The sequence below is a fragment of the Roseixanthobacter pseudopolyaromaticivorans genome, from assembly GCF_043195145.2.
In the GTDB taxonomy this organism is placed as follows: Bacteria; Pseudomonadota; Alphaproteobacteria; order Rhizobiales; family Xanthobacteraceae; genus NCEH01.
On the sequence record NZ_CM195539.1, the window covers coordinates 2,849,785 to 2,866,440 of the forward strand.

A 16,656-nucleotide genomic window follows, 5' to 3' on the forward strand; every position below is an offset into this window, starting at 1 on the left:
CGCAAAGGGATACCTCGCGACGAGGGCCTGGAGGTTTGTCCTGGCTCTGGCCATGCCCTTATGCGGCGTCTCGGCCCTTGGCCTACCGGCCCTGGCGCAGGATAGCGCCCCGGCGGCGCTGACACCCCTGCCGGCCGACCCGGTCGCCTATGCCATGCAGCGTGTCGCCGGGGACGGCGCCGTCACGGTTTCCCTGACCCTTGCCGATCTCGGCATCCTCCAGCCCATCGGCCTCTCGGGGCTGGACGCGCGCCGCTCCGTGTTCTTTCCGGTTCCGGCCAACCTGCCGCTGAACAGCGCCCGGCTGAATTTCCAGGGCCGCTATCTGCGCGGCGACGGCGGGCGCACGACCTATCTCGTCTCAATCGACGGCACGCCCCAAGTGGCCCAGCAGGTGAAGGGCGAGAAAAGCGCGGTGCTGTTTGAAATCCCGGTGGCGACCAATGCCCGGCGCACCGGCTTCCTCGATCTCAACGTGGCCTGGGCCTCCGTGGTGGCCGAGCAATTGTGCGCGGACGAACGCGCCATCGGCAACATCTTCGAGATCGGCCCCGATACCCGCCTCACCTACACCTACGACCGCAATGCGGTGACCGACATCACCACCGCCTGGAGCGCCCTGCCGCCGCATCCGATCCTGCTGATGCCGCCGGCCCCGCTCTCTCGCAACGCCTTCGACGCCGCCTGGCGCATCGCCAGCGTGCTGGAGCGGGCGGGCCGGCGGGCCCGCATGGTGTCCTTGCCCCAGGTGGGCGACGAGGTGGACCTGACCGCCCTCGAGGTGCCACCGGGCTTTGCCGGCGTGCCGGCCTTCGCCGCCATCTCCGGCAAGGACAAGCACCGCATCGCCAACGAGGCGGAGATCGGCGCGCTGCTGGTGGTGAGCGGCCCCGGCGCCATCGGTGCCGACATCGCGATCGTGGACGAAAATCTCTCCGGCGCGGTCTCCAACGCCCTTGCGGCCCTGCGGGACCAGATCCGCACCGCAAGCCCGAGTGCGACGGAGATCTACGACAAGTGGACCAACGCGCGCGCTGCGGTTTCAGAACCGGGCGCGGACCAGAACGTCAGCCTCGCCATGCTGGCCGGGCGGCCGGTGATCACCGTGGCCGCCAATGCCGGCGCGCCCGCGGCGGGCATCCTGGCCGATCTGTGGCGGCGGATGCTGGTGGTGCCACGGGTGCGAGCTGTCACGGCCGCGAGCCCAGACCTGGTCAACGCCGCCGAAGTGCCGCTGTCGCGTCTTGGCGGAACCCCCGGCTCGTTCGACGTGCTGGCGCGCGGCGACTGGAGCGCCGGCTTCGACCTTGCCACCGTCGTCACCGGCGGGCGCGTGCCCTCGTCCTTCGCGGTGGACGTCTCGGCCGCCCCCGGCGCCGGGGATACCGCGCCCATCGCCTCGGTCTTCCTCAACGACTATCTGCTCGGCGCCCGCAACCTGACGGCCAACGGCCAGCCGGAAACCATCAAGGTGGCGGTTCCTGACTATGCGCTGACCGCCCGCAACGTGCTGCGCGTCTCGTTCCAGCGCCAGCCCATGAGCGACCGGTGCCGCGAGACGCCGCAATCCTTCCCGGTGGCGGTGCTGCCCTCCAGCCGCGTCATGCTGGAGCCGGCGCCGAAGACCGAGGATTTCGTCGGCATCGTGCCGTATCTGGCTGAAAAGGCCGAGATTTTCGTGCCCCAGTCCTATCTGCAGGCCGGTGCGTCGCGCCTGCCGCAGATGGTCGCGATCGCCGCCGCCGCCGGCATCTCGCCGGAGCGCGCCAAGCTCACGGTGGTGGCCAACGACACGGAAGTGCGGCCGGAAGGCACTTTCCTCGCCCTCGATACCAATGTGGCCGGCGCCGCCAGCAAGGTGACCATCGCCGATGACCGGCTGATCCTACGGGAGCGTCCGAGCGAGGTGCTGCTCAATGTCAGCGGCGTCACCGGCGCGGGCGTGGCCCAAGCGGTGGCCGCCAACGGCCAGCGGGGCATCATGTATCGCACCCTCGGCACCGACGCGCCGGACCTCGACCGGCCGTTCCAGTTCGGCCGCGGCGATCTCACGGTGCTGACCTCCGACGGCCCGATCGTCCAGCTCGATACCCGCACGCCGATCACCCAGGAGGTGGGCGAGCGCACCGATACGCTCGGCCGGGTGCTGCGCATCGCCAGCAATTGGGGCACCGTCCTGGCGGTGATTTCCATCCTGATGTTCATCTTCCTGATTTTGCGCGCCCGCTGGGTGCGCCGCCATCGCCCGCCGCGCAACTAGGCGTGCGCCATCCGTAGATCGTCGAGGGCGCGGCCACACGGGGGCCGCGCCCTTTTTCGTGGGCGGAAGATTTCGCGCCGGCGTTGCCCCAGGGCCCGCTGCCTTGTAGAAATGTTTCACGTGAAACAATGACTTAGCGCGGACGAACAGTGGTTTCGTGAAGGTTCTCCGCGCCTTTCCGGCTGATGAAACCTGCTTTTCTGCCGAATATTCGCCCAACATGAATCCGCCGCAGGCTCCGCCGCGCCCCGTCCCGCCCGCTTCGCAAGACGGCTCGGCTCTGCGACCATAGGCCGGCCCGATTTGGCGTGCAGTTCAGAATCAGCCCACAAGGGCGCCCCCGAAAAGCGCCGCAGGAGACCCCATGGCCGCCACCTCCGACCAGATCGCCCAGATCATCGCCCGCGAGATCGCGGCGCGGCCCGCGCAGGTGAACGCGGCGGTTGGGCTGCTGGACGAAGGCGCGACCGTTCCCTTCATCGCGCGCTATCGCAAGGAGGCCACGGGCGGCCTCGACGACACCCAACTGCGCACGCTGGAAGAGCGCCTCTCCTATCTGCGCGAGCTGGAGCAGCGGCGCGAGAGCGTGCTGAAATCCATCTCCGCCCAGGGCAAGCTCACCGATGAGCTGTCGGCGAAGATCGCCGCCGCCGCCACCAAGGCGGAGCTGGAGGACCTCTACCTCCCCTACAAGACCAAGCGCCGCACCAAGGCGGAAATCGCCCGCGAGCGCGGCCTCGGGCCTCTGGCGGAGGCGATCCTCGCCGACCGCGCCAGCGTTCCCGCCGAGCTTGCGGCGCGCTTCCTGAGCGCCGACGTGCCCGACACCAAGGCGGCGCTGGATGGCGCGCGCGACATATTGGTGGAGACCTTCGCCGAAAATGCCGAGCTCATCGGCCGCCTGCGCGCCCATATGCAGGCCAATGCGGTGCTGCGCGCCAAGGTGATCGACGGCAAGGAGGAGGCGGGCGCCAAGTTCCGCGATTATTTCGACCATTCCGAGCGCTGGGCCACTGTGCCGAGCCACCGGGCGCTCGCCATGCTGCGCGGGCGCAACGAAGAGGTGCTTTCGCTCGACCTCGACGTGGATGCGGACGATCCCGCCCCCGTCAAGCCGGTGGAGCGCATGATCGCGCAAGCTTACGGCATTTCCGCCGCCGGCGGGCCGGGCGATGCCTTCCTGCGCGATGTGGCGCGCTGGGCCTGGCGGGTGAAGCTTTCGCTGCATCTCTCCATCGATCTCATGACCTCCATGACCGAGCGGGCGGAGGAAGAGGCGATCCGCGTGTTCGCCCGCAACCTGAAGGATTTGCTGCTCGCCGCCCCGGCCGGCGCGCGCGCCACCATGGGGCTCGACCCCGGGATCCGCACCGGCGTGAAGGTGGCGGTGGTGGACCAGACCGGCAAGCTGATCGCCACCTCCACCGTCTATCCGTTCCAGCCGCGCAACGACATTACCGGCGCCAGCGCGGAACTGGCCCACCTCATCCGCAAGCATAATGTGGAGCTGATCGCCATCGGCAACGGCACGGCGAGCCGCGAGACCGAGAAGCTGGCCGCCGACGTGATTTCCGCTTTGCCCGCGCCGAAGCCCAAGACGGTGGTGGTGAGCGAGGCCGGCGCCTCGGTCTATTCCGCCTCGGCCACGGCCGCCGCCGAGATGCCGGATGTGGACGTCTCGCTGCGCGGCGCGGTCTCCATCGCCCGCCGCCTGCAGGACCCGCTGGCGGAACTGGTGAAGATCGAGCCGAAATCCATCGGGGTCGGCCAATACCAGCACGACGTGGACCAGAGCCGCCTCGCCAAGGCCCTGGACGCGGTGGTGGAAGACGCGGTGAACGCGGTCGGCGTCGATCTCAACACCGCCTCCCCGTCCCTGCTGGCGCGCATCTCAGGGCTCGGCACCTCGCTCGCCGAAGCCATCGTCGCGCACCGGAACGCGGTGGGCGCGTTCAAGAGCCGCAAGCAATTGCTGGACGTGGCGCGGCTCGGCCCGCGCACGTTCGAGCTTTCGGCCGGGTTCCTGCGCATCACCAACGGCACCGAGCCGCTGGATGCTTCCTCGGTGCATCCCGAGGCCTATGGGCTGGCAAAGAAGATTATCGCCTCTTGCGGGCGCGACGTGCGTTCACTCATGGGCGATAGCGCGGCGCTCAAAGCGCTCGATCCCAAGGTGTTCGTGGACGAGCGCTTCGGTCTGCCGACCGTGAAGGACATTCTCGCCGAGCTGGAGAAGCCGGCCCGCGACCCGCGCCCGGAATTCAAGACCGCCACCTTCGCGGACGGCGTCAACGACATGAAGGACCTCGTGCCCGGCATGCTGCTGGAAGGCGTGGTGACCAATGTGGCCGCCTTCGGCGCGTTCGTGGACATCGGCGTCCACCAGGACGGGCTGGTGCACGTCTCGGCGCTCGCCGACCGGTTCGTGAAGGACCCGCACGAGGTGGTCAAAGCCGGCGACGTGGTGAAGGTGCGGGTGGTGGAGGTGGATGTGAAGCGCAAGCGCATCGCCCTCACCATGCGCAAGGACGACGGCGCCGCCCGCCCCTCCGGCCCGCGCCCGCCGCAATCCAGCGCCTCGCCGGCCGACGTGCGCCGTGCCACCCAGCAGCCCCCCAAGTCCGCCAAGCCCGCGGAAGGCGCCCTCGCCGCCGCCTTGGCCGAGGCGATGCGCCGGCAGAAATAAGCACACACGCTTTTTCCCCCTCCCGCTTGCGCGGGGCCTTCATCCCCTCCCCCGCAAGCGGGAGAGGGAGCATAAAACCTCAGGACGCAGTCGCGAGAGCCGGCACCGGGCGCGGTTCGCACGGCGCGGAACCGTCGCCGGAGGCGCCGAGCAGATCGAGGAAGGCGTGCGCCGCCGGATTGGCATGGGCCTGGCCGGGCGTCCCCACATGGGCGACCACCAGTTCCCAGCAGATTTCCGGCCCCGCCAGATGGGCGATCCCGACGGCGGGGTGATGCCCGCGGGCGATCGCCTCCGGCACCAGCGCCACGCCGAGCCCCTGCGCCACCAGATCCAGCAGCGTGCCGAGCTCGTTTACCTCGAAGGCGATGCGCCGCTGGATATTGGCCTGGGCGAAGATCTGGTCCACCTGCCGCCGGGTGCCCCAGCCGCGTTCGAAATCCACGAACGGCACCCGCGCCAGTTCCAAAGGCTGCACATCCGCCCGCCCCGCGAGCGGGTGGCCGGGCCCGCAGGCGAGCACCATTTCCTCGCACGCGATCATGCGCGTGACCACATCGCCCGCATCCTCGCCGAGCGGGAAGAAGGCAAGGTCGAGCCGCCCCTCGCGCAGGCAGTCGAGCATATGGTCGGCGCCGCCCTGGGTGAGGCGGATCTCGATGGCGGGATGCTGGGCGTGGAAGCGGGCGAGCAGCGCCGGCAGGTCCAGAAACGGCGGCAGGCTCTGCATGGTGCCGACGGAGAGCTTGCCGCGTTGGAGGCTCTGCACTTCGACGACCGCCGCGCGCGCCGCGCCCACCGCCTCCAGGATCAGCCGCGCCTTGTCCAGCAGCACGCTGCCGGCCGCCGTCAGGCGCACCTGGCGCGTGCTCCTCACGAAGAGTTGCGCGCCCAATTCCCCTTCCAGGGCGCGGATCGAGGCCGACAAGGCGGACTGAACGATGTTCACGCGCCCCGCCGCGCGGGTAAAATGGCCTTCCTCGGCCACGGCGATGAAGTGCTGAAGCTGGCGCAATTCCATGGCGGGTCCCGATTAAGCGATCCAACAGATATATCGCATCTCAAAAATCCATTGGAATGATTGAACGACGCGACCCATCTACGCACACACCGTCTGCCTGCCAATGGAGCGCATCATGCCAAAGACAAGCCTGCCCACCCGTCCCTTCGGCCGCACCGGCATGGACATCACCCGCGTCGGCTTCGGCGCCTGGGCCATCGGCGGCCCGGACTGGGCGGTGGGCTGGGGCAGCCAGGACGACAGCGAATCTGTCGCGGCCATCCGCCATGCGGTGGAGCGCGGCATCAACTGGATCGACACCGCCGCCGTCTACGGCCTCGGCCATTCCGAGGAGATCGTCCGCGCGGCGCTGAAGGACATTCCGGCCGCCGACCGGCCCTATGTCTTCACCAAGTGCGGCCTGATCTGGGACGAGGCAGACCGCGCCGCTTTGCCCAAGCGCATCGGCGCGCCGGACAGCATCAAGCGCGAGGTGGAAGCCTCCCTGAAGCGCCTCGGCGTGGAGCGCATCGACCTCTATCAGATGCACTGGCCGGCCCAGGACGGCACCGAGATCGAGATCTATTGGCAGGCCCTGCTGGACCTGAAGGCGCAGGGCAAGGTGCGCGCCGTCGGCCTTTCGAACCACAATGCCGCGCAATTGGCGCGGGCCGAGGCGCTCGGCCATGTGGACACGCTCCAGCCGCCCTTCTCCGCCATCCGCCGCGACGTGGCGAAGGCCGAGCTGCCCTGGTGCGCAGCGCACGACACGGGCGTCATCGTCTACAGCCCCATGCAGTCCGGCCTGCTGAGCGGCCGCTTCACGGTGGAACGCGCCGCCGCTCTGCCGAAGGACGACTGGCGCTCGCGCAATCCCGAGTACACGGGCGAAAATCTCACCCGCAACCTCAAGCTGGCCGATGCGCTGAAACCCATCGCGGACGCGCACAGGACCAGCGTTGCCGCCGTGGCGGTGGCCTGGACGCTCGCGTGGCCCGGCGTCACCGGCGCCATCGTCGGCGCGCGCAGCCCGGCCCAGGTGGACGGCTGGCTCGACGCCGCGCGCCTCGAACTGACCGCCGCCGATCTCGAAACCATCGCAGCCGCCATCGAGGCGACCGGCGCCGGCACCGGCCCGGTGCGCCCCGCCTGAGGCGAGCGCCCTGCCGGCCGCGCACGCCGCGCGGCCGGGGATCGTGGAAGGGACCTGGCCGCGCCCCGCGCGGCAGGTGGGATGCAAGGGACCAATGTCATGAAAATCGGTTTCATCGGGCTCGGCCGCATGGGCGAAGCCATGGCCGCGAACCTGCTCAAGGCCGGCCATGCGGTCAGCGTCTATAATCGTTCGCCGGGCAAGGCCGATGCGCTGGTGGCGGCCGGCGCCGTGCGGGCCGCGAGCATCGCGGAAGCCTGCCAGGGCGAAGCGGTGCTGACCATGCTCGCCGACGACAAGGCGGTGGAGCACGTGGTGCTCGGCGACGGCGCGGTGCTCGAAAGCCTGCCCAAGGGCGCGCTGCACATCTCCCACAGCACCATCTCCGTCGCTCTGTCGGAACGCCTCGCCAAGGCGCACGCCCAGGCCGGCCAGGATTATGTGGCGGCGCCCGTGTTCGGCCGGCCGGAAGCGGCGGCGGCGGCGAAGCTGTTCGTGGTGGCCGCCGGTGCGCCCGAGGCGGTCGCGCGCTGCGCGCCCCTGTTCGAAGCCATGGGCCAGCGCACCTTCGCGCTGTCCGAAAAGCCCGAAGCCGCCAATGTGGTAAAGCTCAGCGGCAATTTCCTCATCGCCTCGGTCATCGAGGCGCTGGGCGAAGCCATGGCCTTGGTGGGCAAGGCCGGCATCGACAAGAGCGAGTATCTGGAGCTTCTCACCTCTACCCTGTTCGGCGCGCCGGTCTATCGCACCTATGGCGCGCTCATTGCCGAAGAGCGTTTCTCCCCCGCGGGGTTTGCGGCGCCGCTGGGGCTGAAGGACGTGAGCCTCGCGCTCGCGGCGGGCGAAGCGCTGCGCGTGCCGCTGCCGCTCGCGAGCCTTCTGCGCGACCGCTTCCTCTCGCTGCTGGCGCAAGGGGGCGAGGATCTGGATTGGTCCGCCGTCGGCGGCCTCGCACTGCGCGATTCCGGCCAGGGGAAGGCTAGCTGAGACCATCGCATCTCCTGTTGCTTGATCCCCGTCTCGGCTTGCGGGAGAGGATCAGGCTCGGCCACAGGCCGGACGCGCGCGGCTATTGCTCCGGCCGCACACCCCTCCCGCCCCTCCCCCGCAAGCGGGAAGAGGGCGCGTGGGGCGATACGCAAAGGAAATGAAAACGGGTGCGCCGAGCGGGTTCGGCGCACCCATCTGACAGCGGCGCCGGAGCGGATCTGGTCCACCCCGGCCCCGCCGCAGCCGTGGGACCCGCCTCAGATCAGCAGGTCGATGTGCGCGGCATCGAGCTGGCCCTTGCCGATGAAGCCGAAGCTAACCGTGCCGTCGTGGGCGATGTCGCCGTTCCAGGCGGCGTTGCGGATCACATAGCCGTCGGCATCGTGGGACACGATTTCCGCGTTCCAGATGTTCTCGATCTGGTACGGCATATTGATCTCGAGCTGCCAGCCATGGGCGGCGGTGGCGCCGTCATTGTGGATCTGGATCGAGGCGTTGAAGCCGCCGCCCCAGGAATCCACGCTGGAGAACAGCGCCTGGAGGTCGGTATCGTGCACCGGCTCGCTCGGCGTCGTCGGGTCGGTGGGGGTCGTGGGCGGCGTCGAAGTCGCGCCGTCGTCATTGACGATGGTGCCGATGCCGGTGGCATGGGCCAGCGTCGCGCCGGTGGGGTTGGAGAGCACCAGCGAGAAATGCTCGTCGGCCTCCGCCACCCGGTCGGCGGTGATGGGGACGGCGATGATCTTGGTCTGCTCCCCCGCGGCGAAGGTGAGCGTGCCGCTGACCGCGGTGAAATCCGCCGCGCCGGCGGTATCCGCCACGGTGTGGAAGTCGAGCGTCACCGGCCCGGTTGCCGCCTCGCTGAGCGTGACGGTGAAGAGGGCATGCGCCTGCGCGCCCGCCCCCGTGCCGCCGCTGCCCGCTTCGCCGAAATCGTATTCGATGCCTTCCAGATACGACATCTTGTTGGTGTTCACGCTCGTCCAGTCATCCTTCAGGATGCCGCCGGTATCGCCGGAATTGGGGTTCCACGACCAATAGGTCCAGCTCACGCCCTTGTCGCCCGCCGCGATGTCGTGGGTGCCGTTATTGTCCAGGTCGCCGCCGAGATAGGAGGTGATCGCCTCCAGCCAGGGGGCATCCTTCGGGTCGGTCAGCTTGGTGCCGAACTCGCCGATGTACACCGGGGCGATGTTCTCCTTGTAGATATAGCCCCACATCTGGTCGAACTTCTCCGGCAGGTTGGCCGGATAGGACGGATCGCTGAACCAGGGCTGGGGATAGATCGAGTTCGGATAATCGTGGGCCGAATAGACCAGCTTGTTGTCCACATCGAGCTCGATGGGGCGGTCGCGCACGCCCATCAGATTGCCGCCCCACCAATAATTGTTGCCCTCGTACGTGCCGATGCCTTCGACGAAGATCAGCCAATTGGAATTGACGTCGCCGATGGCATTGCCGGCGCGCTCGGCGGCCGCCGCCCAATCGTTCGCGCCGCCGCCGCCCCAGGTGCCGTTATAGGGCTCGTTGTGGAGGTCGGCGCCGATCACCGCGGTGTCGCCGGCATAGCGCTGCGCCAGCATCTGCCAGTCGGAAACCCATTGCGCCTCGCTATGGGTCGAATCGTACCAGAGCCCGTTGGCAGAGGTGCCGGCGCCGGCATCGCTGCGATGATGATCGAGGATGATCTTCATGCCGATCTCGTCGGCATAATCGACGATCTTGTCCATCACCTGCAGCGGGGTCAGGCCCGCGAGGTCCGGGTTCTTGGAATAGTCGATGCCGTTCGCCTGAGAGGTCGCATGCAGCATGTCGGTGGAGAACGGCAGGCGGATGGTGTTGAAGCCCAGATCCTCCATCTGGTTCATCATGTCCTTGTAGCCGCGCGTCCACAGGCCGTGCGGCGACATGGTGTCGGATTCAAATCCGAACCAGTTCACGCCGCCGATCTGCACCGAATTGCCGTTGGCATCGACGATCTGATTGCCGGAGGTGGAGAGCCACCCGTCCAGCCCGCCGCCGCCAGAACCGGGGTTGCCCTCCACCACCGAGGCATCGCTCACCGAGATTTCCGGCACATGGGCCGGCGGGGCGGTGTCGTCGTTCACGATGGTGCCGGTGGCGGTGGCATGGCCGAGGGTCGCGCCCGTGGGAGCGGAGAGCTTCACGGTAAAGGTCTCGTTGGCCTCCACCGCCGTGTCGCCGGTCACCTGGATATGCACGACCTTTGAGGTCTCGCCGGCCGCGAAGGTGACCGTGCCGCTCTTGGCGGCATAGTCGGAGCCCGCCGTCGCGGTGCCGTTGGCGGTCGCATATTGCACGCTCACCGCGCCGGTGGCCGCCTTGTCCAGGGTCACGGTGAAAGCGAAGTCGCTGGTGCCGGCATTGCCCTCCGTCAGCGTGCCGTCGGCGATCGACACGACGGGCGGCACCGGGGCCACGTCGTCATTGAGAATGGTGCCGGTGGCACTGGCGTCGGCAAGCGTCGCGCCGGTGGGATTGGTCAGGGTCAACGTGACCGTCTCGTTGGCTTCCACCACCATGTCGCCGGTCACCTGCACATGCACCACCTTGGTGGTTTCGCCGGGGGCGAAGGTGAGCGTGCCGGCGAGCGCGGCATAGTCGGAGCCGGCGGTCGCCGTGCCGTTCGCGGTGGCATAGGCCACCGTCACCGGCGTGCTGGAGGCCGCCGAGAGCGAAACGGTGAAGGCAAGGTCGCTGGTGCCGGCATGGCCCTCGGCCACACTGGCGTCCGCCACCGCGAGCGTGGGCAGCACCGGCACCGGATCGCCGCCGACCGGCGCGCCATTCACCAGGAAGCCCGTCGCCGCCGTACCGCCCGCCCAGGCGGTTGCCTGGAAGCCGAACGCGACCTCCTTGCCGGCGCCGACGGTGCCGTTCCACGCCGCATTGCGCACCACGTAATGGGAGCCGACGTGGCTGACGATCTCCGCGTTCCAGATGTTGGTGATGGTGAAGGCGGAGTCGAATTCCACCGTCCAGCCGTTGAGCGCGGAAGGGCCGGCTTCCACCGTCATGCTGGCGACGAAGCCGGCACCCCAATTGTCGTTCACCACATAATCGAGGCCGGAAGACCCCGCCGGCGGAGTGGCGACATCGTCGTTGGTGATCGTGCCGGTGGCGATGCCGTCGGCGATGGTGAGGCCGGTGGGGTTTGAGAGCTTCACGGTGAAGCTCTCGTTCGCCTCCACCACCGTGTCGCCGGTGACCGCGATCTGGATCGTGTTCGTGGTCTCGCCGGCCGCGAAGGTGACGGTGCCGGTCTTGGATGCATAGTCCGAGCCGCCCGTCGCGGTGCCGTTGGCGGTGGCATATTGCACGCTCACCGGGCCGGTCGCGGCCTTGTCCAGGGTCACGGTGAAGCTCATCTGCCCGGTGCCGCTATTGCCTTCCGCGAGCGTCGCGTCGGCGATGGAGACGGCAGGCGGCACCACGGGGGCCACGTCGTCGTTCAGAATGGTGCCCACCGCCGTGTCATCGGCCAGGGTCGCGCCCGAGGGGCTGGAGAGCTTCACCGAGAAGGTCTCGTTCGCCTCCACCGCCGTGTCGCCGACGATGTCCACATGCACGGTCTTCGAGGTTTCCCCCGCCGCGAAGGTGATCGTGCCCGTGCCGGCCACATAGTCCGCGCCGGCAACCGCCGTGCCGTCGGCGGTGGCGTATTGCACCGTGACGGGGCCGAGCGCCGGCTTGTCCAGCGTGACGGTGAACATGAAGTGGGCGTGCTCGCCATTGCCCTCGGCGACCGAGAGATCGCCGATGGAAATCGCCGGCAGCACCACCGGCGCGCTGTCGTCGTCGAGGATGGTGCCGATGGCCGTGCCGTCGGCGATGGTCGCGCCGGAGGGATTGGAGAGGGTGACCGAGAAGGTCTCGTTCCCCTCCACCGCCGTGTCGCCGACGATATCCACATGCACGGTCTTCGAGGTTTCCCCGGCCGCGAAGGTCACCGTGCCGGTGCCCGCCACATAGTCCGCCCCCGCGCTCGCTGTGCCGTTGGCGGTGGCATATTGCACGCTCACCGGGCCGGTCGCCGGCTTGTCGAGCGTCACGGTGAAGACGAAATGGCTGTGCTCGCCATTGCCCTCGGTGACCGCGAGATCGCCGATGGAGAGCGCCGGCGGCGTGCCGGGGGCGCTGTCCTCATTGAGGATGGTGCCGGTCGCGACCGCATCGCCGAGGGTGGCGCCGGTGGCGTCCGACAGGGTGACGGTGAAAGTCTCGTTCGCCTCCACCACCGTGTCGCCCATGACGTGCACATGCACCATCTGCGAGGTCTCGCCGGGTGCGAAGGTGAGGGTGCCGCTGTCGCCGCTATAGTCCGAGCCGTCGGTGGCGGTGCCGTTGGCGGTGGCGTAATGCACGGTGACGGGGGTGGCCGACGCTTTGTCCAGCGTCACCATGAACATGAAATGCGCCTCCCCCGCATCGCCCTCGGCCACCTGGGCGTCGGCAATCGAGATCACCGGCGGGGCGGAGGGGTTGGCGTCCACATCGTCGTTGAGAATGGTGCCCACCGCCGACCCATCGTTGATGGTGGCACCTACCGGGGCGGACAGGTGCAGGCTGAAGCTCTCGTTCAGCTCGGTGAGCGTGTCGCCGGTCACCGGCACATGGATCATCTTGGAGGTTTCGCCGGGCGCGAAGACGATGGTGCCGACACTGGAGGCATAGTCCGAGCCTGCCGTCGCGGTGCCGTTCAAGGTGGAATAGCTCACGCTCACCTGGCTCGCGGAGGCCGCCGAGAGGGTGACGGCGAACATCAGGCTCGCCGTGCCGGCATCGCCCTCGGCGATACTGGCGTCCGCCACATTGAGCACCGGCAGCACCGGGGCGGGCGGCGCGGAATCGATCGCCGCCTGCCATTCCGCGCGGGTCGTGGTGTCGAGCGCGATGATGTTGCTCATCTCGATCTGCGACAGCGTCACGCCGGGCAAGGTGTAGGTCTGGTGGTTGCCCTCGATGGAGATGACGAGGCCGGCGGGCGTCTCGGCGATGGAGAATTCATAGGCCTTGAACCAGCCGAAATCGAGCTTGTCCGAGGCCGGGTTGAAATCCAGCACCGCGTCCGAGCCATAGTTCCAGGCGATGGTGAAGGTCTCGCCCTGGACGCCGCTGGGCGGAGTGCCGCTGCCGGTGTGGGAGGGCCATGCGTCCGTACCGGCGATCGGCACGCCCTGCGGCAGGACCTGGGAATCCGGCACCGAGGAAAAGCCGAGCTGCAGCGCCACCCGATCCTCGCGCACCTGGGCGAAGTGGAATTCGAAATTATCGATGGTGAGGTCCGCGACCTTCACGCCCAGCAGGATCAGCGCCTGGCCGGTGCCGGAATTGGAGATCACCACACCTTCCGCGCTATCCACCATGTAGATCTGCTCGCGGGTGCCGAAATAGCGGAAGTCCACCACATCGGTCGCGGGATCGAACGCCACCTTGTCGATCTGGCCGATCTCGTGCGAGCGCGCATAGACCGTGTGGGGCTCGGGCGTGATGCCCTGCTCCCACGCCAGCGCGCCGGAGAGATCCTGCCGCAGATGGTTGTTCTCAATCGGCATGAAGCTGTCGATGGTGAGCTGGCCCAGCGACACGCCCTGAACGATGGCGGTTTCCCCGGACCAGGGATTCATGAAGCCGACGCCGGCCGGCGTATCCACCACAATGAAATTGTGGACGCTCACCCCGCCGAGGTCGAGCTTGTCCTTCGCCGGATCGAAGCCGACGATGTCCGGCCCGTCGGTGGTGATGCTGAACACGCGGCCCGCCCCGGTGCCGGTTCCCCCGCCGCCGGTGCCGCCGCCCCCGGAGGCCGTGTCGTTGTTCTGGATCGTGCCGGTGGCGCTGGCATGGGCGAGCGTCGCGCCCGCGGGCGCCGAGAGGACCAGCGAGAGGGTCTCGTTCGCCTCCACCGCCGTGTCGCCGGCAACCGCCACATGGACCACCTTGGAGGTCTCGCCCGGCGCGAAGGTGAGGGAGCCCGTGGCAGAAGTGAAATCGCTGCCGGCGGTCGCGGTGCCGTTGGCGGTGGAATAGCTCACCGTCACCGGCGTCGTGGAGGGCGCGGAGAGGCTTACCGTGAAGGCGAGATCGCTGGTGCCGCTGTCGCCTTCCGCCACCGCCGCATCCGCCACCGACAGGGCAGGCAGGACCGGCGCCGGATCTCCGCCCACTCCGTTCAGCGTGAAGCCGCTGGCGCTGGTGGCGGCGCTGCCCGGCCCAGCCTGGAAGCCGAACGAGGCGCTCGCGTTCGCCGGCACGGTGGCGTTCCAGGGCATGTTGCGGATCACATAATGATCGCCCACGTGGCTGACGATCTCGGCGCCCCAGATGTTGGAGATGTCGAAGGCGGCATCGAATTCCACCGTCCACCCGTTGAGACCTGCCGACCCGGCGGGCACCGTCATGGCGCCGACGAAGCCCGAACCCCAATTGTCGGCAACAGCGTAATTCACGTTCGCCATCTGTCATTGCTCCAGAATTGCGAGTCCATCTGGGACACCGCATCTGGATCTCACGAAGCGTCACGCTGCGCTTTTTGAAGTCGATGAACCGGGCGGAAAAATCGATCATGCCGACGACTTCTGCGGCGCACACAGCCAAGCACCCCGCAGCGCCTTGCCGCGCGGGCGCAAATCGCCTTTCCTGCTGGCGGGGACGTTTGCCCGCACACGGGCGGCGTTGGGTGGGGAGCCGGCATCTTGACGAGGCAGGACGCGGTCTTGGCGCGCAATCCGCTCGCCGCCTGGTGGGCGCGGCGGCCCGCGTTCCTGCGCGCCCAGGTGATGGGCTGGAGCCTGTTCTCCATCGTCGATTTGACCAATCGCTGGGTCTCCTATGAGAATTTCGGCATTTCTCTGGGGCTGACGCTGATCGCGCTGCCGTTGCTGATCCTGGTCACCACCGCCATGCGCGCGGCCTATCTGAAGGTGGGCCTGGATGCCGCGATCAACCTGCGCGCCCTGGTGTGGATCGCTATTCTCTCGTTCGCGGCGGCGGCCTTCCTGGTGAGCTGCATCAGCGTGGTGCGCGATTATTTCGGTTGGCCGATCCCCAACTGGCGGCCGGAACAGCAGGTGCTGGCGCCGCTGATCTATTATTTCTTCACCATGATGGGCTGGAGCCTCGCCTTCTTCTGGGTGCGGGCGGAGATCGGCGCGCGCAGCGATCGCCAGCGCGCCGCCCTCGCCCAGGCCGAGGCCTTGCGCGCCGAATTGCGCGAACTGCGCCTCCAGCTCGATCCGCACTTCCTGTTCAACGCGCTCAACGGCGTCGCTGAGGAGGTGCAGGACGACCCCGCGACGGCGCTCGTGATGGTGCGCGAGCTCTCCGATTATCTGCGCCTTTCGCTCGCCACCCACGACCAGCCGGTGGCGAGCGTGGCGGCCGAGGCGGCCAGCCTTGCCGCCTATCTGCGCATCCAGGAGGCGCGCTTCGGCGACCAGCTGGTCGCGACCCTCGACGTGGCGCCCGACGCCGCAGTCCGCCCCATCGCCAGCTACCTGCTGCAGCCCCTGGTGGAAAACGCCATCAAGCACGGCACCCGCCGCCACGGTCTGCGCATCGACATCGCGATCCAGACCGAGGGTGAGGGACTACGCATCCGCATCGGCAATACCGGCACGCTCTCCCCCTCCCCCAAGCGGCCGCGCCGGAGCGGGGTGGGCCTCGCCAATGTGCGGCGGCGCCTCGCCTTGCATTATCCCGAACGGCATTATTTCACCTTGCACGAGGCCGCGCCCACGGGCAGTACCGGCCCCGCCGCACGCCGTGTGGTGGCAGAGCTGATCCTGGAGGGCGCGCCGTGCTGAGCGCCGTGATCGTGGACGACGAGGCGCGCGCCCGCCGCGCCATCGCCCGCCTGCTGGAGGCGCATCCGCAGGTGCGCATCGCCGGCGAGGCCGATGGCGTGGAAGATGCGCTCGACCTGCTGGTGCGCGAGCAGCCGGACCTGGTGTTCCTCGATATCGAGCTGGGCGACGGTAGCGGCTTCGAGCTGCTGCAGGCGCTGGAAGACCCGCCGCGCGTGATCTTCGTCACCGCCCATGCCCAGCACGCGGTGGAAGCCTTTGCGGTGGATGCGGTGGACTATCTGCTGAAGCCGGTGTCCCCCGAGCGCTTGGCTGACGCCCTGCGCCGCGCCATGCGCCAGATCGGTTCCCCACCCGCTCCCGAGCCCCTGCCCGCCCAGCCGCTCGCCTCGGGCGCGACGCTGGAATTGCGCACGCCCAACCGCACGGTCTTTGCGCCGCCGTCTGATATCGTGGCGCTGCGGGCGGATGGCGATTTCACCCGCGTGTTCCTCGCCGGCCAGCCGCCCTTGATGATGCTGCGCACGCTCGGCACCTTCGAAACCTTGCTGCCGCGCCCGCCGTTCCTGCGCCTCGGCCGCTCGCTGATGGTGAATTGCGACCGGCTGCGCAGCATCGAGACCCCCTCGCGCGACCGGGCGCACGTGGCGCTGGAAGGCCTGCCGACGCCCCTCATCCTCGGCCGCGCCGCCACCGGCCGGCTGCGCGAGGCGCTGGCGGACAAGGGCCGGCCCTGAGCGG

At 68.6% G+C, this 16,656-nt stretch carries 8 protein-coding genes; 6 read left to right on the forward strand and 2 right to left on the reverse strand.

Going from position 1 to position 16,656, the window contains the following annotated elements:
- The first annotated feature begins 52 nt into the window (after nucleotides 1–52).
- Both V5F68_RS13725 and V5F68_RS13730 read left to right on the forward strand, forming a co-directional pair.
- Nucleotides 53–2,260 carry a hypothetical protein gene (locus V5F68_RS13725; RefSeq protein ID WP_394013097.1) on the forward strand — a complete coding sequence of 736 codons (2,208 nt, stop codon included), beginning with the start codon at nucleotides 53–55 and terminating at the stop codon, nucleotides 2,258–2,260.
- Nucleotides 2,261–2,624: 364 nt separating this feature from the next.
- Entirely contained in the window at nucleotides 2,625–4,946 is a 2,322-nt protein-coding gene (locus V5F68_RS13730) for a Tex family protein (protein ID WP_394013098.1), read from the forward strand.
- A 79-nt stretch (nucleotides 4,947–5,025) separates the two neighbouring features.
- Here the strand turns inward: V5F68_RS13730 and V5F68_RS13735 are convergent, their stop codons facing one another.
- Entirely contained in the window at nucleotides 5,026–5,967 is a 942-nt protein-coding gene (locus tag V5F68_RS13735) for a LysR substrate-binding domain-containing protein (protein WP_394013099.1), read from the reverse strand.
- Between the two features lie 115 nt (nucleotides 5,968–6,082).
- On the opposite strand from V5F68_RS13735, the gene V5F68_RS13740 reads away from it, so the two are divergent.
- Both V5F68_RS13740 and V5F68_RS13745 read left to right on the forward strand, forming a co-directional pair.
- Nucleotides 6,083–7,099: an aldo/keto reductase gene (locus V5F68_RS13740; RefSeq protein WP_394013100.1), complete on the forward strand. Its 1,017-nt coding sequence runs from the start codon at nucleotides 6,083–6,085 to the stop codon at nucleotides 7,097–7,099.
- A 99-nt stretch (nucleotides 7,100–7,198) separates the two neighbouring features.
- Nucleotides 7,199–8,086 (forward strand): NAD(P)-dependent oxidoreductase, encoded by an 888-nt coding sequence (locus tag V5F68_RS13745; RefSeq protein ID WP_394013101.1) that lies wholly within the window; start codon nucleotides 7,199–7,201, stop codon nucleotides 8,084–8,086.
- Between the two features lie 260 nt (nucleotides 8,087–8,346).
- Here V5F68_RS13745 and V5F68_RS13750 read toward each other — a convergent pair whose 3' ends face one another.
- A complete protein-coding gene (locus V5F68_RS13750; protein WP_394013102.1) occupies nucleotides 8,347–14,568 on the reverse strand; it encodes a Calx-beta domain-containing protein in 6,222 nt (2,073 codons plus the stop codon).
- A gap of 237 nt (nucleotides 14,569–14,805) precedes the next feature.
- Between V5F68_RS13750 and V5F68_RS13755 the strand changes: the two genes are divergently transcribed.
- A complete protein-coding gene (locus V5F68_RS13755) occupies nucleotides 14,806–15,915 on the forward strand; it encodes a sensor histidine kinase (protein WP_394013103.1) in 1,110 nt (369 codons plus the stop codon).
- The gene (locus V5F68_RS13760) at nucleotides 15,909–16,652 is read left to right on the forward strand and encodes a LytR/AlgR family response regulator transcription factor (RefSeq protein WP_394013104.1); all 744 of its coding nucleotides are present in this window, start codon (nucleotides 15,909–15,911) and stop codon (nucleotides 16,650–16,652) included. Before V5F68_RS13755 ends, V5F68_RS13760 begins: the two co-directional genes overlap by 7 nt.
- The last annotated feature ends 4 nt before the right edge of the window (nucleotides 16,653–16,656 follow it).

What these genes read in the sequence shown, in the direction of transcription:
- V5F68_RS13725 (WP_394013097.1), top strand. Translation starts at nt 53, where the DNA reads ATGCCCTTATGCGGCGTCTCGGCCCTTGGCCTACCGGCCCTGGCGCAG.
- V5F68_RS13740 (WP_394013100.1), top strand. Translation starts at nt 6,083, where the DNA reads ATGCCAAAGACAAGCCTGCCCACCCGTCCCTTCGGCCGCACCGGCATG.
- V5F68_RS13750 (WP_394013102.1), bottom strand. Translation starts at nt 14,568, where the DNA reads ATGGCGAACGTGAATTACGCTGTTGCCGACAATTGGGGTTCGGGCTTC.
- V5F68_RS13745 (WP_394013101.1), top strand. Translation starts at nt 7,199, where the DNA reads ATGAAAATCGGTTTCATCGGGCTCGGCCGCATGGGCGAAGCCATGGCC.
- V5F68_RS13735 (WP_394013099.1), bottom strand. Translation starts at nt 5,967, where the DNA reads ATGGAATTGCGCCAGCTTCAGCACTTCATCGCCGTGGCCGAGGAAGGC.
- V5F68_RS13730 (WP_394013098.1), top strand. Translation starts at nt 2,625, where the DNA reads ATGGCCGCCACCTCCGACCAGATCGCCCAGATCATCGCCCGCGAGATC.